We start from the raw sequence: 18,397 nt of genomic DNA, 5'->3' as shown, positions 1-18,397 counted from the left end.
GGCGCGTGGCGCTTGGGGCGGCGCATGAGAGCGGTTAGGGTCCGCCGCCATGCAAGAGGTCCCCGAGGGCCGCTCCCGTTGGACCCTGCCGCCCCTGCCAGCGGTGCTGCTCGCCATCGTCAGTGTGCAGGGAGGCGCGGCGCTGGCCAAGGGGTTGTTCCCGGCGCTCGGCGCGGCGGGCGTGGCGGGCCTGCGCATCGTGCTGGCCGCGGTCATGCTGCTCGCGGCCTTCCGTCCGCCCCTGCTGCGCTTCACCCGGGCGCAGTGGGCCGCGGTCATCCCCTATGGGTTGACGCTCGGCCTGATGAACCTCACCTATTACATGGCCATCGCGCGCATCCCGCTGGGGTTGGGCGTCACGCTGGAGTTCGTGGGGCCGCTGTTGGTGGCGGTGTTGGGCTCGCGGCGCCTGGCGGACTTCTTCTGGGTGCTGGTGGCGGCGGTGGGCATCGTGTTGCTGACGCCATGGAGCGGGGCGCCGGGCGCGCTGGACATGAAGGGCGTGCTGCTCGCGCTCTTCGCGGGCGCCTGCTGGGCGGGGTACATCGTGCTGGGCGGCCGCCTGTCGCGGGTGATGTCCAGCGGACAGGGCGTCGCGGTGGGCATGGTGTTCGCGTCGCTCGTCGTGCTGCCCGTGTCCCTCTCCGAGGGCGGGATGGCGAGGCTGACGCCGGGATTGTTGGGCGCGAGTCTCGGCGTGGCGCTGCTGTCGAGCGCGCTGCCCTACACCCTGGAGATGGCGGCGCTGCGGGTGCTGCCCAGCCGCACCTTCGGCATCCTGATGAGCCTGGAGCCCGCGGTGGCGGCGGTGCTGGGCTTCCTGCTGCTGCACGAGCGGCTCACGTCCCTGCAATGGCTCGCGGTGGTGCTGGTGAGCGGGGCCTCGGCGGGCTCCACGCTCACCGCGGCGCGTCGTCCGCCGCCGCCCCTGGAGGCGTGAGGGCTCAGGGCCGCAGGGCTTGGAGCCGCGCGCTCTGGCCCGGCGCGGCGGTGGCCATGGCGTCGATGAGCGCGCGCGCCTCGGCGGGTCCCTGATTGGCGAATGTGGCCGGGGCAGCGCTCCGGCTGATCGCCCAGAACAGCAGGGCGTGAGACCGCGCGGGCAGCTTGCTGAAGGTCTCCAGGTTCGAGGGCGTCAGCCGATGTCCCAGGGAGCGCACGAGGTCGAAGCCCTCGGCCATGGCGGCGGCCATCTCGCGGGCCTCCTCCCAGGTGATTCCACGGCCCCGCTGGTAGGCGCGCAGGCACGTGGTCATGACGGGCGCCACCAGGGCGGCGTGCGTGCGCAGCCAGCTGTGCATCTCGGGCTGCGTGTCGGTGGGGATGCCGGCCTTGGAGAAGATCTCCGCCCAGCGGGGGTCCGTCACGATGGTGATCTGCAGGAACGAGAGCGCGCGCGGGATGACCTGGGCCTTGAGCTTGCCCTCCTGGAGCTGGGCCGCGATGGCGGGAAAGCCGAACACGAAGCGCTCCGCGCCCACCGCGTCGCGCAGCCGGTCGAACGGCGCGAAGGTGTTGAACATGAACATCACCTGCCTGGCGGCGCTCTGGCTCAGCGTGGGCAGCACCGCGTCCACCTGGTGATCGAGCACGCTGACGAGCACGAGGTCCCACGGCGTCTGGGTGTCGAGCGCGCCGCTCACCAGCACGGGCGCGCGCTCACCCTCCGAGGTGACGATGGCGCGCGTCTTCTCCAGGTACGCGAGGCGTTGGCCCCGCGCGACGACGGTGACGTCATGGCCCGCTCGGGCGAGGTGGTAGGCGAAGGTGCTGCCGATGGCTCCGGGGCCCACGATGGCGATGTTCATGGCGCTCCCGAATAATCCCCGCCCGCGCGGGGCGCACGATTACTCGGCGCAGGGAAACGACGTGTCGAGCGTCTTGCTGCCCTTGACCCCGGGGCCTGTCAGGGTGACGGTCACCTTGACGGCGGACGCGCACCGGTAGGGCACGAGGAAGGGCACCTGTGTGTTGCCATCCTCGGACAGCACCTCCAGGGTCTTCGTCTGGGTGACCTTCCAGCCGGGGCTGTCCCCCGTGGCCTCGGAGGACTCCTTGGGCGCGCTGACCACGAGCTTGAGCGTCAGGGGCTTCTCGCTCTGGTAGGTGCCCTGCAGCTTCACGAGGATGACGGCATCCGAGTTCATCCCGTAGGCGTCCGAGGACTCCTCCATCGTGACGATGGCGCCCTTCTGCCGATCGAAGACGCGGGCCTCGACGCTGGCGAGGGTGGGCTTGCTCGCGGTGGGCTCGCCCACGGCGGGGGCGGCGAGCAGCAGGAGAAGCAGGGGAGATGCGCGCATGAAAAGTTCCTGTCGGGGTTCCCGCGCATTCTCCAAACTCCTATGAGAAGAAGCCACCATGACCGACTGGAAGCGAATCGAGGGCCTCAACGGGGGAGCACGCCTCTACTACGTCGAACCACCGATCGACTCCGAGCGCGAGGTCTGGTTCTACGACGAGAACGCCATGCTGCGCGTGTGGAGCGATGGCGTCCTCTTCACGAACGACACACACGTGGACCCCGGGCCGGCCAGCGTCTCGGCGCGGTTCACGCTCTACCAGGTGCGCAACCAGCTCTTCGTCGACGTGGAGGTCCGGGGCGAGAAGGCCGTGGTCCGCCGGGGCGTGTTGAACGGGCGCTCCGTCCAGTCGCTCGCCGATGCCTCGGAGGTCGAGTCCCTGCTCGCGCGCTATCGGACGCTCCGGTTCAACGAGGGCACGCCCTGGAACGCCACCAAGACGCAGGTGACGGTGCGCGAGTACCGCGACGCGTCCTCCCAGGGGTGGACCGTGCGCGTGGATGGCTCGGCGGTCATGGAGTCCATGCGCGAGGCCGTGTCCCTGCCGAGCCGGGAGGCCGCCATCGCGCTCGCCGAGGAGCGCATCCAGGCCCAGGAACGGGAGGGCTTCCGGAGCTACCTCGTCGAGCTCATGCCCGCCCGCTTCCCCAATCCGGACCCGAAGCCCGTCAAGGGCGCGCCCAAGCGCAAGGCGCCCGCGAAGAAGGCCCCCCAGGCGAAGCCCACCACCGCCCACGAGGCCGTGGACGCGGCCGTCGCCCTGCTGAAGGATTTGCACACCCGTGTTCCCCAGGGTCACTTCGTGACGGAGTGCCTGGACCTGGAGACGGAGCGCGCGCGGGTCGCGTCCGTCGAGCGACACCCCGACTTCTTCCTCGACACGCACGCCGGACGGGTGGGGCGCTGGAGGGCGGCCGGGCCGCGGGCGCCCGAGGCGAACGAGTCGAGCTGGGATTACTTCGTGCGGGTGTACGGCACCCTCACGTGGATCCTCGATGACCAGGCCAACGCGGGGCTGGACATGTTCTATTGCGGCAACGTGACGGGCGGCGGCTGGAGTTGTCTGGAGTTGCCCGAGGCGGGGGACTACGACATCACGGCGCAGGCGGAGGCCACCGGGAACGAGGCGCTGAAGCAGCTGCACGTGTTCCACGGGGGCTGGCACACCGGGTGCTCGTGGGCCTTCGACCAGCGCGTGAAGTCGCCCACCGGGGAGTTCGCCATCATCCCCTTCGACGACACCCTGGACGAGCTGCCGCGCCGGGTGAAGCCCGAGCGCATCGTCCCCTTCGGAGACTGGCTCTACAAGCGCGTGGTATTGCTCACGCGCATCGCGGAGCGCAACCTGCGCGAGCTGGAGGACGACGCTCAGGCGTAGATGCCGACCGCGCAGTCGGGCAGCGCCTGGCGCAGGGCCTCCAGTTGCTCGCGGGGAATGGCGGGCGCGTGGAAGTCCAGCGTGCGCAGGCTCTTCAGGTGGAAGAGGCACGGCGGCACGGATGTCATCGCCGAGGCCTCCAGGCTGAGGAAGCGCAGGTGCGGGAGCTGCCCCAACTCGTCCGGGAGTGACGCGAGGCGGGTGGCGCGCAGGTTCAGCGATTCGAGGCACTGGAGCTGGCCCACCTCCGGGGGCAGGGCGCTCAGCTCCCGGTTGAAGGACAGGTCCAGCCGCTTCAGGGCCCGCAGCTGGCCCAGCTCCCGGGGCAGTTGCTTGAGGCCGGTGGAACCCAGCCACAAGTGCTCCAGCGCGGAGAACTCTCCGATCAGGGGCGGGAGTTCGCCCAGCTTCCGCCCGTTCAGGGTGAGTTCCTTCTCCGTCCGGTCGAACGCGGCCAGCACGGCCTCGGGCCCCTTGGCCTGGGGGCGTTTCTTCCGGAGGGGCAGGGACTCGCCCTCCAGGCCCAGGGGGTCGCCCTCGGGCGCCTCGCCCTCTCCGGCTTCGTGTCGCGCGAGCGCCTCCTCCAGTTCCCGCAGCTGGTGCTCGAGCCATTCCGGGAAGGCGCCGCACTCCTCCACGGGGAGGCTGTCCTCGACCGTCCAGACGACGAGCGCGCCGCCCTCCGCGCTCGGGCCGAAGGCGTAGCCGTTGGTGTCGTTGATGTCGTGCGAGGCGAACATCACGAAGCGGTAGGGATGGGTTCCCGCCTCGCGCTCGGCGCGGACCTCGGTCCAGGCGCGCTCGGGCTCGCCCATCTGTTGGGAGAGGTGGAGCCTCCAGCGGGGCGGCGGGAAGGCCAGGGCCCCGTCCCCGGTGGACAGCCACCGGTAGCCGAGCGCCTTCACGAAGGCGAGGTAGTCCGGCGGGAGCAGGGGCGTGTCATCGAACGCGTGTGGGAAGGCGAGCGCGCGCGGCTCGAGGGCTTCCGGGTACGTGCCCGCCGCGTCCTCGCCCAGGGTCTGGAGGACGTGCTTCTCCAGGCGCTTCCAGGCCTGGGCGGGGGAGGGGGTCTTCTTCGCCATGCCTTCCCCGTAGTCCACGCCGGGGGCGAAAAGAAGCGCCCCGCCGACCTGGGTGGGTCGAAGCGGGGCGCTCGGACTTGCAGCGGCGGGAAGCGCTACTTCACGCGGCCTTCCTTCCAGGCCTGGATGAGCTGCTCGTAGGGCACGGTCTCGCCCTTGGGCTTCTCGTTGGCGAGCTTGGGCTTGGGGGCGCCGGGCGCGTCGAACCAGAACTTGGCGTCCTTCACCTCGTTGAGCTTGGGGGGGCAGTTCTTCATGCCCGCGCGCTCCAGGCGGCCCATGACGTCGTCCATCTGCGAGGCGAGCGTGTCCATGGCCTCCTGGGGCGTCTTCTCGCCTTCCACGGCGAGGCTGATGTTCTGCCACCAGAGCTGGGCGAGCTTCGGGTAGTCCGGCACGTTGGTGCCCGTGGGCGTCCACGAGACACGCGCGGGGCTGCGGTAGAACTCCACGAGGCCGCCGAACTTGTCGGCCACCTTGGTCACGTGCTCGGAGCGGATGTCCGAGTCGCGGATGGGCGTGAGGCCCACCATGAACTTCTTGAGGGACGTGGTCTTGGCCACCACGAACTGGGCGTAGAGCCAGGCGGCCTTGCGGCGCTCGAGCGGGGTGCTCTTGAGCATGGTCCACGAGCCGGTGTCCTGGTAGCCGAGCTTCATGCCCTCTTCCCAGTAGGGGCCGTGGGGCGAGGGGGCCATGCGCCACTTGGGCAGGCCCTTGTCGTCCACCACGGGCAGGCCGGGCTTCATGAGGGGGGCGGTGAAGCCCGTGTACCAGAAGATCTGCTGGGCGATGTTGCCCTGGCCGGGCACGGGGCCGGCCTCGGAGAACGTCATGCCGGCGGCCTGGGGCGGGGCGTACTTCTTGAGCCAGTCGATGTACTTGGTGAGCGCGTACACGGAGGCGGGGCCGTTGGTGTCACCGCCGCGCGTCACCGAGGCGCCCACGGGGTTGCAGCCCTCCACGCGGATGCCCCACTCGTCCACGGGCTTGCCGTTGGGCAGACCCTTGTCGCCGGCGCCCGCCATGGACAGCCACGCGTCGGTGAAGCGCCAGCCCAGGGACGGGTCCTTCTTGCCGTAGTCCATGTGGCCGTACACCTTGACGCCGTCGATCTCCTTCACGTCGTTGGTGAAGAAGTCGGCGATGTCCTCGTAGGCGGACCAGTTCACCGGCACGCCCAGCTCGTAGCCGTACTTCTTCTTGAAGCGCTCGCGCAGGTCGGGGCGGCTGAACCAGTCGTGGCGGAACCAGTAGAGGTTGGCGAACTGCTGGTCCGGCAGCTGGTACATCTTGCCGTCCGGGCCGGTGACGAAGCTCTTGCCCATGAAGTCGTCGATGTCGAGCGTGGGCAGCGTCACGTCCTTGCCCTCGCCCTCCATGAAGTCCGTGAGCGGCACCACGTGGCCGTAGCGCACGTGGGTGCCGATCAGGTCGCTGTCATTGACGTACATGTCGTAGATGCTGCGGCCCGACTGCATCTGGGTCTGCAGCTTCTCGATGACATCGCCCTCCTGGATGATGTCGTGCTTGAGGGTGATGCCGGTGATCTCCGTGAACGCCTTGGCGAGCGTCTTGGACTCGTAGACGTGCGTGTCGATGCTCTCGGACACGACGTTGATGGTCTGCCCGCGGAAGGGCGCGGCGGCGTCGCGGAACCACTTCATCTCCGCGAGCTGCTGCTCGCGCGAGAGGGTGCTGGGCTGGAACTCCTCGTCCACCCACTTCTCGGCCGCCTTCTCCAGGGCGGCGGTGTCCACCTGCTGCGGCTGCGCGGCGGCGGCGGGCTTCTCCGCGTCCGCGGGCTTCGACTCCTTCTTGCAGCCGGCCATGGGAACGGCCAGGGCCACGGCCAGTGTCCAAACGGTTTTCTTCATGGTGCTACCCCCAGCGGGAAATGAAGACGAGGAACAACAACGACAGGCCCGTGGCGACCCAGACGGAGGCATCCGTCAGGCCCACCCAGGCGAGGTGGATGAAGGCACTGCCCAAGAGGCCCACGAACAGCCGGTCTCCCCGGGTGGTGGGCATGGGCAACAGGCCCCGGCGGGGCAGGGACGGGGCGCGGATGCCCCAGACCGTGTAGGCCGCCAGGGTGAGGACGATGAAGCCGAAGAAGCCCGCGGTGGGGAGCGTCCAGGCCATCCATTCGAAGTCCATGACGGCTCACACCCTTCCCAGGGCGAAGCCCTTGGCGATGTAGTTGCGCACGAAGTAGATGACCACCGCGCCCGGCACGAGCGTGAGCACGCCCGCCGCGGCGAGCACGCCCCAGTCCATGCCCGCCGCGCTCACCGTGCGCGTCATGGCGGCCACGATGGGCTTGGCCTCCACGGAGGTGAGCGTGCGCGCGAGCAGCAATTCCACCCAGCTGAACATGAAGCAGAAGAACGCCGTCACGCCCACGCCCGAGCGGATGAGGGGAAAGAAGATGCGCGTGAAGAAGCGCGGGAAGCTGTAGCCGTCGATGTAGGCCGTCTCGTCGATCTCCCGGGGCACGCCGGACATGAAGCCCTCGAGGATCCACACCGACAGGGGCACGGTGAAGAGCATGTGCGCGAAGGCCACCGCCCAGGGCGTGTCGAACAGCCCGATGCTCGAATACAGCTGGAAGAAGGGCAGCAGGAAGACGGCGGGCGGGGACATGCGGTTGCTGAGCAGCCAGAAGAACAGGTGCGTGTCGCCCAGGAAGCGGTAGCGCGAGAAGGCATAGGCGGCCGGCAGCGCGAGCAGCACCGAGAGCACCGTGTTGATGCTCACGTAGGTGAGCGAGTGCACGTAGCTCATGCTCCACGAGGGGTCCGTGAAGATGGTGGTGTAGTTGTCGAGCGTGGGCGCGCGCGGCCAGGCGGAGAAGTCGCCCAATATCTCCTCGTTCGTCTTGAGCGACATGCACACCAGCCAGTAGATGGGCGTGAAGCTCAGGGCCAGATACAGGGGCACGGCGAGGCGTCTCATCGCGCCTCCTTCTGCTGGGTCATGGCGGTGTAGAAGACGTAGCTGAACAAGAGGACGATGAGGAAGTAGACGAGCGAGAAGGCCGCCGCCGGGCCCAGGTCGAACTGCCCCACCGCGAGCCGGGTGAGGTACTGGCTCAGGAAGGTGGTGGCGTTGCCGGGGCCGCCGCCGGTGAGCACGAAGGGCTCGGTGTAGATCATGAAGCTGTCCATGAAGCGCAGCAGCACCGCGATGGTGAGCACGCCGCGCAGCCGGGGCAGTTGGATGAAGCGGAACGTGGCCCACACCGTGGCGCCGTCGATGCGCGCCGCCTGGTAGTAGGCCTCGGGAATGGCCTGCAGGCCCGCGTAGCACAGGAGCGCCACCAGGGGCGTCCAGTGCCACACGTCCATGAGCAGCACCGTGAGCCAGGCGTCCAGGGCGCTCGCCGTGTAGTTGTAGGAGATGCCCAGCGCGTTGATGGCCACGCCGAACAGGCCGATGTCCCCGCGGGCGAAGATCTGCCAGATGGTGCCCACCACGTTGAAGGGGATGAGCAGGGGCAGGCCCACGAGCACGAGGCTCGCCGACGCGGCCTTGCCCGCCTTGGGCAGCACCAGCGCGAGCAGCACGCCGAGCGGAATCTCCAGCGCGAGCACCGCGAACGAGAAGCCGAGCTGCCGCCTCAGGGCGCCGTGCAATTCCGGATCGCGCAGCACCTTGCTGAACCACTCGGTGCCCACGAACACGCGCTGCTCCGGGCCGAGGATGTCCTGCACCGAGTAGTTCACCACCGTCATCAGGGGAATGACGGCGCTGAACGCGACGGCCACGAGCACGGGCAGCACCATCAACCAGGCGCTCTGTCGGGTGGGTTTTTCCATGGGGTTGTCTCTCGGGCTCGGGACTCAGGAAACGGCGTGGCCCGCCGCGTACAGGAGGGTCCACGCGGGGGGCAGCTCCAGCCAGCAGGTGTCACCGGGCGCGAGCCGCTCTTCCTCGGACAGCCGCACCTTGAGCGTCTGGGTGCCCAGCCGCGCGGTGCCCAGCTTGTGCCGTCCCAGGTCCTCCACCTGGGTGATCTCCACGCGCACGGAGGAGGGGGTGGCCTCGGGCACGCGCCGCACGAACTCGGGCCGGATGCCGAGCTGCAACTCGCCGCCGGCGCCGCGCGCCCGCGCGCACAGGCCCGCGTCCAGGGGCAGCCGGTGTCCCTCCACCACCACGCCGCCCTCCTCCACGGTGCACGGCAGCAGGTTCATGCCCGGGCTGCCGATGAAGTAGCCGACGAAGGTGTCCACCGGGCGCTCGAACAGCTCGCGCGGCGTGCCCATCTGGACGACCCGGCCCTGGTTCATCACCACCACCCGGTCCGCCAGCGTCAGCGCCTCCACCTGGTCGTGCGTCACGTAGACGATCGTCATCTTGAGCTGCTCGTGCACCTGCTTGAGCTTGCGGCGCAAGAGCCACTTCACGTGCGGATCGATGACCGTCAGGGGCTCGTCCAGGAGGATGGCCGCCACGTCCCGGCGCACGAGCCCCCGGCCCAGCGACACGCGCTGCTTCATGTCCGCGGACAGGCCGCTCGCGCGCATCTTCAAGTCCGGGGTGAGCTCCAGGAGCTCGGCGACCTCCTCCACCCGCGCGCGCGCCTCGTCCGGGCCGAGGCCGCGGTTGCGCAGCGGGAAGGCCAGGTTCTCGAAGACACTCATGGTGTCGTAGATGACCGGGAACTGGAACACCTGGGCGATGTTGCGCCGCTGGGGCGGCTCGGCGGTGACGTCCGTGCCGTTGAACAACACCTGCCCGTGCGAGGGCTTGAGCAGCCCCGAGATGATGTTGAGCAGCGTCGTCTTGCCGCAGCCGGACGGGCCGAGCAGGGCGTAGGCGCCGCCGTCCTCCCACGTGAGCTCCAGGGGCCGGAGCGCGTAGTCCTTGTCGGAGGTGGGCGCCGGTCCATAGGCGTGGGCGACGCCGCGAAGCTCAATGCGGGCCATGCGCGGCCTCCTGCGAAGCGAACGGGGGAGCGGCCACGAGCGGGCCGCCGGGAGTGAAGGCGAACAGACGCGAGGGCGGGATGAACAGCGTCACCGGCGCGCCCGAGGGGTGGCGGTGCACGCCCTCCAACTGGGCGGCGAGCGCGAGCCCCGCGTGACCCGCGTGCACCAGTGTCTCCGAGCCGCTGACCTCCTCGAGCTCCACGTGCGCGGGCACGCGGATGTCCTCGGCGGAGGCGGGCGCGAGCCCCAGGTGGTGGGCGCGCAGGCCCAGGCGGTAGCGGCCCGGTGTCAGGCCCCGGAGGTGTCCGGTGAGCGGGAAGTCCACGTCGGAGGACAGGCGGGCGCGGCCGTCCGGCGTGATCTCCGCGTCCCACAGGTTCATCTGCGGATCACTGAAGACCTGCCCCACCTGCTCGTTGGCCGGGCGCTGGTACACCTCCAGCGTCGGGCCCGCCTGCAGCACACGCCCCTCGTGCAGCACCACCGTTTGACCCCCGAGCAGCAGCGCCTCGGTGGGCTCGGTGGTGGCGTACACCACGACGGCGGGCCGGCCGCGGAAGAGCTGGCGGATCTCCGTGCGCAGCTCCTCGCGCAGCTTGTAGTCCAGGTTGGCCAGCGGCTCGTCGAGCAGGAGCAGCGAGGCGTCCTTGGCGAGCGCGCGGGCCATGGCGGTGCGCTGCTGCTGGCCGCCGCTCAGCTCCGCGGGCAGGCGCTGGAGGAAAGGGTCCAACCGGAGCGCCGCGGCCGTGTCCCGCACGCGCTTGTCCAACGCCTTGGCGTCGAGCTTGCCCGCCAGCCGCAGGGGCGAGGCGATGTTCTCGTAGACGGTGAGCGAGGGGTAGTTGACGAACTGCTGGTACACCATGGCCACGTCCCGGCGGCGCACGTCCACGTGGGTGACGTCCTGGCCGTCCACGCGCAGCCGTCCGGCGGTGGGCGCGTCCAGCCCCGCCAGCAGCCGTAGGAGCGAGGTCTTCCCGGCGCGTGTGCGGCCCAGCAGCACCTGGAAGGAGCCGGGCTCGAGCCGCAGGTGGATGTCCGACAGGTGCGTCTCTCCGCCCACGACGCGCGTGATTCCGTCCAGCTCGATGCCTTGCCTCACCCGATGCATCCCTCGTTGTGTCTTCAGGCCAGGAGCGACCGCGGGCGCACTGTAGGGAGAAGCCTCCGCCCGGGTCCAGAAGCCGGCCGTGGGGGGATGCGGAATGGCGCGGTTCCTGCTTTGTTCCCGAGGGCCGTCTCCGTCTCGTCTAAGGACTTCTATGATCCGTCGTCTCGCCTTGCTGAGCCTCCTGGTTCTCTCCGCGTGTGAGGAGGAGGAGCCCACCACGCCCACTCCCTCGACGCCCAAGCCCACCGTGAAGACGGGCCGGGTGGGCGGCACGCTGACGCCCTTCCGCTCCTCGGCCGCGCTGCCGCCGCGCCCCGCGCCCGCGCTGCTGCGCGAGCCCGTCGCGCGCCAGGCGCTCGCGCAGGCCAACCAGTGGCTTGGCGCGAAGCGTCAAGCCCAGACGCAGGCGCTCACCGCGGGGTCGACGTCCGGGGCCGAGGCGGTTCCCGGTGACGTGCTCGTGCGCTTCGAGGAGGCGCGGCTCACCGAGGCCGAGGCGCTCGCGCGGGTGGAGCTGTCGGGCTATCAGGCGGTGCACAAGGGGCTGATCTCCGATCACGTCCACCTCATTGGCTACGCGCCCGTGGGGCTGCGCGCCATGCGGGTGGGCGAGACGGAGGAGCTCACCGGGCGCGTGGCGTCCCAGAAGGGCGTGCGGTTCGCGGAGAAGAACGTGCGCGTGCATGCGTTCGCCACGCCGAACGATCCGGGCTACCGGGACCAGTGGCACTACCCGCTGATGAACCTGCCCGCGGCCTGGGACGTGAGCACCGGTGGGGACGACATCACCATCGCCATCGTGGACTCGGGCATCGTGCGGCACCCGGACCTCAACGCGCGCCTGGTGCAGGGCGCGGACGTGATGCGCGATGCCGCCGCGGCGGGCGATGGCGACGGCATGGACATGGACCCCACGGACGTGGGCAAGGATCTGCCCAACGGCGGCTCCTCGTTCCATGGCACGCACGTGGCGGGGACCATCGGCGCGGTGTCCAACGAGGGCTACGGCGTCGCGGGCGTGACGTGGAAGGGCAAGCTCGTGCCGGTGCGCGCGCTGGGCGCCGAGGGCGGTGACTTCGCGGACATCATCACGGGCGTGCGCTGGGCCGCGGGCCTGGATGTCCCGGGCCTCCAGAAGAACGCGAACCCGGCCAAGGTCATCAACATGAGCCTGGGCGGAGAGATCAGCCCGAGCGCCGCGCTCCAGGAGACCATCGACGAGGTCACCCGGATGGGCGTGGTCATCGTCGTGGCCGCGGGCAACTCGAACGTGGACGCCAAGGCCTTCTCCCCGTGCAACCAGCAGAACGTCATCTGCGTGGGCGCCACGCGCTTCGATGGCAAGCGCGCGAGCTACTCCAACTTCGGCACCGCCGTGCACGTGATGGCCACCGGTGGCGAGACGGCCGAGGACCAGGACGGCGACAAGTACCCGGATGGGGTGCTCTCGACGATGCAGGACAAGGACAAGAAGTCCACGTGGGCCTACTACCAGGGCACCAGCATGGCCTCGCCGCACGTGGCGGGCATCGTGGCGCTCATGAAGGCGAAGAACGCCGCGCTCACCACGTCGCAGATCAAGACGATCTTCCAGGAGACCGCCGACGGGACGGCCAAGTGCACCGAGGGCTGTGGCGCCGGACTCATCAACGCCCACACGGCGGTGCTGCGCGCCACGGGCAGTCTGAACACCTCGGCGGTGCCCCGCCTGGCGTTGGGCAGCACGCGGCTCGCGTTCCTGGGCAATGGCACGCGCGCGGTGCCGGTGCGCAACGTGGGCGGCGGGACGCTCAAGGTGACGGCGGCGGTGGCGACGTCCGGGTCGCAGGCCAGGGCCCTGTCCTTCCCCGGGGGCGCGACGATCTCCGTGCCCGCCTACAGCACGGTCTGGATGCCCGTGGCCATGAGTTCCTCTGGCCTGTCGGATGGGGACTACGAGGCGCAGCTGTCCTTCACCCCGGAGAGCGGCACGGGCCAGACGGTGTCGGTGAAGTTCCGCGTGGGCTACCAGACGGACCGCGACGCGATCCTCATCTTCCTCTACGAGGGCACGGACGGGGAGCTGACCTTCGACGACAAGGAGGGCGTGGGGCTGGTCACCGCCGCCAGCCAGTACGCCTACAGCGCGACGCTGACCGCGCGGACCTACTACGTGATCGCCGCCATCGACGACAACGGCAACAACGAGATCGATGACGGAGACCGCGTGGGCTACTGGCGGGATGTCGCCAACGTGGAGCCCATCGTGCTCAAGGCGGGCCAGACGGTGACGGGCGTCAACTTCTCCCTCGTGCCCACCTTCTTCGAGGACTGACGTCCGCGGTGCCAGCCGGCAGGGCGGCGGAGCGAGCCTCCGCCGCATCCGGCTGGCGACAGGTGGACAGTTGGACGAGGGAGTCGTTTCCTCGCCGAGGGAGGGCGGCCATGCTCCCGCGCGCCGTGTTCCTTTCCGAATCCCGTAACCTGCTCCAGCAGTTGAAGGCGGAAACCCGCCCCCACCACGAGCGCGCCGAGCGTGTCGTGCGGTTGATGTCCCCGGGCCTGAGCCCGGAGGGATACCGCCGACATCTGGAAGCCCTCCACGCCGTGCATGGCGCGCTCGAACCCCTGCTCGCCGAAGCGCTGGATGGTTTCTCCTCCGAGCTTCTCCTGGCGGAGCGCTGGAAGCTGCCGCTCTTGCGTGAGGACCTCCTGGCCTTGGGCCACGACGAGGCCTCGCTGGCGCGCCTGCCCGCGCTCGCCCACCCGCCTTCGGTGCCGGGCGTCCCCGAGGCCCTCGGTGCACTCTACGTGCTGGAGGGCTCCACTCTGGGTGGGCAGATCATCCTGCGGCAGCTGGTGCGTCATTTCGAGGGCCAGTCCGTGGGACGCTTCGCGTTCTTCCGCGCCTACGGCGATGCCGTGGGGCCCATGTGGAAGTCCTTCGGTGAGGCCGCGCTGCGCATTTGTCCGGAGCCCGCTCAGGCGCCCCGGGTGATTCAAGGAGCCCAGGATGCCTTCGAGACCTTCGAGGCCCGGTTCCGCGAGATCCACGACTCATGACCCCTGTCACCGACACTGAACTGACCGAGTGCGATCGCGAACCCATCCACCTGCTCGGAGGCATTCAGCCTCATGGGGCCCTGCTGGCCTTCAGCGAGCCGGACTTGAGCCTCGCGGTGGTGAGCGCCAACACGCAGGAGTGGCTGGGGGTGTCGCCCCAGGCCCTGCTGGGCCGACCCCTGGCGGACGTGCTGCACCCCACGTCCCTGGCCCTGGTGTCGCGCGCGCTGACGCAGCCCGCGGGAGGCGCGCTGCGCATCGAGGCGGCGGGCCGCGTCTTCGTGGGCCTCTTGCACCGCCGTGATGGACTCGCCGTGCTGGACCTGGAGCCCGTCGTCGAGTCGTCCTCCGAGGAGGAGGCGCTGACGCGGGTGAACCAACTGCTCTCGCCGCTGACGCGGGCGCAGGGGCCGCGCGGGCTGTTGCAGGAAGTGGCCAACGCCGTGCGGGCGCTGTCGGGCTTCGACCGGGTGATGGTGTACCTCTTCGACGCGGACTGGCATGGCGAGGTGGTGGCCGAGAGCCTCGACCCGGCCATGGACAGCTTCATGGGGCTGCACTTCCCCGCGAGCGACATCCCCGCGCAGGCCCGGGCTCTGTACGTGCGCAGCACGCTGCGCCTCATCGCGGACGCGCGCGCCGCGCCCGTGCCCCTGGTGCCCGCGGTGCTCCCCGGCCTGGGGCGGCCGTTGGACCTGTCCGACTCGGCGCTGCGCAGCGTGTCGCCCGTGCACCTGGAGTACTTGGCCAACATGGATGTGCGTGCGTCCATGTCCATCTCCCTGGTGCGAGACGGCGTGTTGTGGGGCCTCGTCGCGTGCCACCACCGCCAGCCGCTGAAGGTGCCGGCCGCCACGCGCCGCGCCTGCGATGTGCTGGCGCGCCTGGTGTCGCTGCAGCTCGCCTCCGAGGAGCGCGCGACGATGTCCGAGGAGCTCGCCCGCCGCGCGTCCTTCCAGGCGCAACTGGTGGAGCGGCTGTCCGCCGAGGACACCGCGCTGACCACGTCCCTGTCGCGGCATGCGGACCTGCTGCTCGGGCTCACCCACGCGACGGGCGCGGCGCTGCTGTTGGGCGAGACGCCCGTGTTGCTGGGCGCCACGCCCACGCTGGACGAGGTGGGGGCCCTGGCCGCCTGGCTCGGCGCGCAGTCCTTCGACGCGACCCTGCACACCGAGAAGCTGGGGCAGCTCCACCCGCCCGCGCGGGCCTACGCGGATGTGGCCAGCGGTCTGCTCGTGGTGCGGCTGGACGCGGGCGCGCCGCGCTTCATCGTCTGGTTCCGTCCCGAGGTGGCACGCACCATTCGCTGGGCGGGCAATCCCCGCAAGCCCGTGGTGGAGGGACCGGGCGTGCGCCGGCTGCATCCGCGTGCCTCCTTCGACGCCTGGCAGGAGACGGTCCGGGGCGCCAGTGTGCCTTGGTCTGCGGAGGACCAGGCCAGCGCCACGGCGCTCCGGGGGGCCCTGGTGGGCGTGTTGCTGCGGCATGCGGCGGCCCTGTCCCGCTCCAACGCGGAACTGGACGCCTTCGGTGGCACCGTGGCGCATGACCTCAAGGAGCCGCTGCGCGGCATCCAGCAGTACGTGAGCTTCCTCCTGGAGGATGTGGGGGAGGCGGTGGGCAGCGAGGGCCGCAAGCAACTGGAAGAGGTGCGGTGGCTGGCGGGCCGGACGCAGGGGCAGATGGATGCCCTGTTCGAGTTCAGCCGGGTGGGGCGCCTGTCCCTGGCCTGGGGTGAGACGGACATGCAGGACCTGGTGGACGAGGTGGTCCTCACGGTGTCCGCCCGGTTGGTGGAGAACCAGGTGTCCATCCGGATGCCCCGCCGTTTTCCCCGGGTGGAGTGCGACCGCGTCCGCATCCAACAGGTCTGGGCCAATCTGCTGACCAACGCCGCCAAGTACCACCAGCCAGGCACGCCGCGCTGGGTGGAAGCGGGCTTCATCGCGCCCGACGAGCCCCTGGCCTCGGCGCGTCGGCACGGCAATGAATACGTCTTCTACGTGCGCGACAACGGCATCGGCATCCCCGAGCGGTTCCACGAGGTCATCTTCGAGATGTTCCGGCGCCTGCACCCGGCGCATTCCTTCGGAGGCGGCAGTGGCGCGGGGTTGTCCATCTCGCGCCGGCTCGTCCTGCTTCACGGAGGCGACTTGTGGGTGGAATCCGCGCCCGGCCAGGGTTCCACTTTCTACTTTACCCTGGGCAAAGGACCGGGGTGATGGACACCAAGCGACCCTTATTGCTCGTCGAGGACAGTGATCCGGATGCGGAGGCCCTGCAGCGCCTGGCGCGTCGGTTGCCCTTGTCCTGGCCCGTGGTGCGCGTCACCGATGGAGAGAGCGCGCTCGACTACCTCTATCAACGGGGGGCCTACGCGGACGCGCCCCGGCCGGTGATGGTGCTGTTGGACCTCAACCTGCCGGGCATCGGTGGCCGGGAGATCCTCGGCACACTCAAGGCGGACCCCGCGCTGCGCGGGCTGCCCGTCATCATCTTCTCCAACTCCACGCGCTCCGAGGACGTGAACGGGGCGTATGACGCGGGCGCCAACAGCTACCTGTTCAAGCCGAGTGAGCCGGCGGAACTCAAGGACGTGGCGTTCGCCCTGGAGCGCTTCTGGTTCGGGGTCGCTCGACTACCGGACGGGGAGCGCTGGGGATGAGTTTGCGTGTGCTCCTGGTCGACGACAGTCTCGCGGACCAGCGAGCGTTGCGGCGTGCCTTGGAGAAGGACACCGGAACCAAATGGGACGTGGAGCTGGCCGGCTCCGCCGAGGAGGCCTTGGAGCGTCTGGCGCAGCCGCCCATGCCCGATGCCGTCGTGCTGGACTTCCACCTGCCCGGCATCGACGGCGTGGCCCTGTTGCAGGGCCTGCGGGAGCGGTGCGGCCCGCAGATGCCGGCGGTGGTGGTCTTCACCGGCAGTGGCAACGAGCGCGTGGCGGTGGATGCGATGCGCGCGGGGGCCCACGACTACCTGCTCAAGGACGGCTTCTCCCCGGAGCGGCTGCGGCGCAGCCTCTCCAACGCGGTGGAGAACATGCGCATGACGCGCGAGCTCGAGGAGCGGCGGCAGCAGACGGAGCGCGCCGAGCAGGCCGCCCGCGCGGCGCTCGCCGTGCGCGACGAGTTCTTCGCCATCGCCACGCATGACCTCAAGGGGCCGCTGCAGAGCATCCTGTTGAGCACCCAGTTGTTGCGCCGCCAGCTGCCCGAGTCCGCCCACACGCCGGGCGTGGAGGCCCGGCTCGAGCAGATCCTCCGGGGCACCCAGCGCATGAGCGAGCTCATCGACCACTTCCTGGCCGTGTCCAAGGGCGGGGAGCGGCCGCTGCGGCGCGAGTCGGTGGATCTGCTCATGATGGTGCGCAACAAGGTGCGCGAGCTCATTCCGCTCGCGGCCACGCACCCGGTGAACCTGCACGTGGAGGGCCTGGACTTCCTCGGGCAGTGGGACGCGGCCAGCCTGGAGCGGGTGCTGGACAACCTGCTGGGCAACGCCGTGAAGTACAGCCCCAAGGGCGGCGCCATCGACGTGTGGCTGAGCGAGGCGTCCCCCGGGCCGGGCGGCTGGGTGTGCCTGAAGGTGCAGGATCACGGCATGGGGATTCCCGCCGAGGACCTGCCCCACATCTTCGAGCGCTTCCGCCGGGGCCGCAACGTGGCGCCGGCCATCTCCGGCAGCGGGGTGGGGCTGGCCAGTGCCTACCGGCTGGTGACGATGCACGGGGGCACGCTCGCCGTGGAGAGCGAGGAAGGCCGGGGCTCCACCTTCACCGTGTGCCTGCCCCGGCAGGTGCGCGTGGGCGAGCCGCCCGCTCCGCCGTCCGAGACGCGCCCGCCCTAGATGCCCAGGACGGCGAGGCTCAGGGCGAGGTGGGCAGGCTGCCGCGCAGCATGAAGAAGATGACCACGCCGGTCACGGACACGTAGAGCCAGATGGGCGCCAGCCACCGCGTGACCTTCTTGTGACGCTCCCAGGACGCGCGCCAGGCGAAGTAGAAGGCCAAGAGCGCGCCGGGCACCACCACCGTGGACAGCAGCACGTGGCTGGCGAGGATGAGCAGGTACACCACCTTGAGCGCCCCTCCGCCCGCGTAGCGCGTGTCGCCGTGGACGAAGTGGTAGGCGAGGTAGCACACCAGGAAGAGCGCCGAGGCGGCGAAGGCGGACACCATGAAGTACTGGTGCGCGCGCCGGGCCTTGCGGCGGATGGCCACCCAGCCCGCGGTGAGGCAGGCGGCCGCCAGGGCGTTGAAGCTCGCGTTCACCGCCGGCAGGAAGCGCAGGTCCACCCCCGCCACCGCGCCGCCCCGGCGGATGAGCAACAGCCAGGCCAGGAACGCCAGCGCGGCGGTGGAGACCACCGCGGTGAAGACATAGAAGGAGCGATCGCTCACCCGGGGGAGGGGGGCTGCGGCATCGGACATGGTGCGCCTTTTTGTCCCGCCAGGGCCCGGGATGCAACCACCCCCTCCGCCAAGTCCCTCGCCTTCCCAATAGGTAAGAAGGCGGATGGATGTTAGCGGGAATTCATGA

At 70.0% G+C, this 18,397-nt stretch carries 17 protein-coding genes; 7 read left to right on the top strand and 10 right to left on the bottom strand.

Annotated features, from left to right (window positions below; translation table 11 throughout):
• Positions 1-49 precede the first annotated feature (49 nt).
• Positions 50-940 (top strand): EamA family transporter, encoded by an 891-nt coding sequence (locus tag I3V78_RS36665; RefSeq protein WP_204495352.1) that lies wholly within the window; start codon positions 50-52, stop codon positions 938-940.
• A gap of 4 nt (positions 941-944) precedes the next feature.
• On the opposite strand, the gene I3V78_RS36660 is transcribed toward I3V78_RS36665, so the two are convergent.
• Entirely contained in the window at positions 945-1,808 is an 864-nt protein-coding gene (locus I3V78_RS36660; RefSeq protein ID WP_204495350.1) for a ketopantoate reductase family protein, read from the bottom strand.
• 39 nt (positions 1,809-1,847) lie between these two features.
• The gene (locus tag I3V78_RS36655; protein WP_204495348.1) at positions 1,848-2,303 is read right to left on the bottom strand and encodes a hypothetical protein; all 456 of its coding nucleotides are present in this window, start codon (positions 2,301-2,303) and stop codon (positions 1,848-1,850) included.
• A gap of 58 nt (positions 2,304-2,361) precedes the next feature.
• On the opposite strand from I3V78_RS36655, the gene I3V78_RS39655 reads away from it, so the two are divergent.
• Positions 2,362-3,681 (top strand): hypothetical protein, encoded by a 1,320-nt coding sequence (locus tag I3V78_RS39655; protein WP_239576925.1) that lies wholly within the window; start codon positions 2,362-2,364, stop codon positions 3,679-3,681.
• On the opposite strand, the gene I3V78_RS36645 is transcribed toward I3V78_RS39655, so the two are convergent.
• From I3V78_RS36645 to I3V78_RS36615, 7 genes are all read right to left on the bottom strand, one after another.
• Positions 3,672-4,763, bottom strand: coding sequence for a leucine-rich repeat domain-containing protein (locus I3V78_RS36645; RefSeq protein WP_204495346.1), 1,092 nt, complete (start codon positions 4,761-4,763; stop codon positions 3,672-3,674). The two genes, I3V78_RS39655 and I3V78_RS36645, sit on opposite strands and share 10 nt — an antisense overlap.
• 95 nt (positions 4,764-4,858) lie before the next feature.
• Entirely contained in the window at positions 4,859-6,640 is a 1,782-nt protein-coding gene (locus I3V78_RS36640) for an ABC transporter substrate-binding protein (protein ID WP_204495344.1), read from the bottom strand.
• 4 nt (positions 6,641-6,644) lie between these two features.
• The gene (locus I3V78_RS36635; protein WP_239576923.1) at positions 6,645-6,908 is read right to left on the bottom strand and encodes a DUF2160 domain-containing protein; all 264 of its coding nucleotides are present in this window, start codon (positions 6,906-6,908) and stop codon (positions 6,645-6,647) included.
• A gap of 21 nt (positions 6,909-6,929) precedes the next feature.
• Positions 6,930-7,721: a carbohydrate ABC transporter permease gene (locus I3V78_RS36630; protein WP_204495341.1), complete on the bottom strand. Its 792-nt coding sequence runs from the start codon at positions 7,719-7,721 to the stop codon at positions 6,930-6,932.
• Positions 7,718-8,584 (bottom strand): carbohydrate ABC transporter permease, encoded by an 867-nt coding sequence (locus I3V78_RS36625; RefSeq protein ID WP_204495339.1) that lies wholly within the window; start codon positions 8,582-8,584, stop codon positions 7,718-7,720. The genes I3V78_RS36630 and I3V78_RS36625 overlap by 4 nt, the downstream gene beginning before the upstream one ends.
• A gap of 24 nt (positions 8,585-8,608) precedes the next feature.
• On the bottom strand, positions 8,609-9,697 hold the full coding sequence (locus tag I3V78_RS36620; protein ID WP_204495338.1) for an ABC transporter ATP-binding protein: 1,089 nt from the start codon (positions 9,695-9,697) through the stop codon (positions 8,609-8,611).
• Complete coding sequence (locus I3V78_RS36615; RefSeq protein WP_204495336.1) at positions 9,684-10,811, bottom strand: ABC transporter ATP-binding protein; 1,128 nt, start codon at positions 10,809-10,811, stop codon at positions 9,684-9,686. The genes I3V78_RS36620 and I3V78_RS36615 overlap by 14 nt, the downstream gene beginning before the upstream one ends.
• Before the next feature lie 151 nt (positions 10,812-10,962).
• Here I3V78_RS36615 and I3V78_RS36610 point away from each other — a divergent pair, with 151 nt between their 5' ends.
• The 5 genes from I3V78_RS36610 to I3V78_RS36590 all read left to right on the top strand — a co-directional run bounded on the left by I3V78_RS36610 (position 10,963) and on the right by I3V78_RS36590 (position 17,705).
• Positions 10,963-13,125, top strand: a complete 2,163-nt coding sequence (locus tag I3V78_RS36610) for a S8 family serine peptidase (RefSeq protein WP_204495334.1) — start codon at positions 10,963-10,965, stop codon at positions 13,123-13,125.
• 110 nt (positions 13,126-13,235) lie between these two features.
• Positions 13,236-13,853, top strand: a complete 618-nt coding sequence (locus I3V78_RS36605; protein ID WP_204495331.1) for a biliverdin-producing heme oxygenase — start codon at positions 13,236-13,238, stop codon at positions 13,851-13,853.
• Complete coding sequence (locus tag I3V78_RS36600) at positions 13,850-16,078, top strand: ATP-binding protein (RefSeq protein WP_204495329.1); 2,229 nt, start codon at positions 13,850-13,852, stop codon at positions 16,076-16,078. The genes I3V78_RS36605 and I3V78_RS36600 overlap by 4 nt, the downstream gene beginning before the upstream one ends.
• Positions 16,078-16,521, top strand: a complete 444-nt coding sequence (locus I3V78_RS36595) for a response regulator (RefSeq protein WP_204495327.1) — start codon at positions 16,078-16,080, stop codon at positions 16,519-16,521. Before I3V78_RS36600 ends, I3V78_RS36595 begins: the two co-directional genes overlap by 1 nt.
• On the top strand, positions 16,518-17,705 hold the full coding sequence (locus I3V78_RS36590) for a hybrid sensor histidine kinase/response regulator (protein WP_204495325.1): 1,188 nt from the start codon (positions 16,518-16,520) through the stop codon (positions 17,703-17,705). The genes I3V78_RS36595 and I3V78_RS36590 overlap by 4 nt, the downstream gene beginning before the upstream one ends.
• Before the next feature lie 19 nt (positions 17,706-17,724).
• On the opposite strand, the gene I3V78_RS36585 is transcribed toward I3V78_RS36590, so the two are convergent.
• Positions 17,725-18,288 (bottom strand): DUF420 domain-containing protein, encoded by a 564-nt coding sequence (locus I3V78_RS36585; RefSeq protein ID WP_204495323.1) that lies wholly within the window; start codon positions 18,286-18,288, stop codon positions 17,725-17,727.
• Positions 18,289-18,397 lie beyond the last annotated feature (109 nt).

The organism is Archangium primigenium, assembly GCF_016904885.1.
Taxonomy (GTDB): Bacteria; Myxococcota; Myxococcia; order Myxococcales; family Myxococcaceae; genus Cystobacter; species Cystobacter primigenius.
Note: the sequence above shows the minus strand (reverse complement) of the source record. Positions and strands in the feature narration are given on the sequence as shown.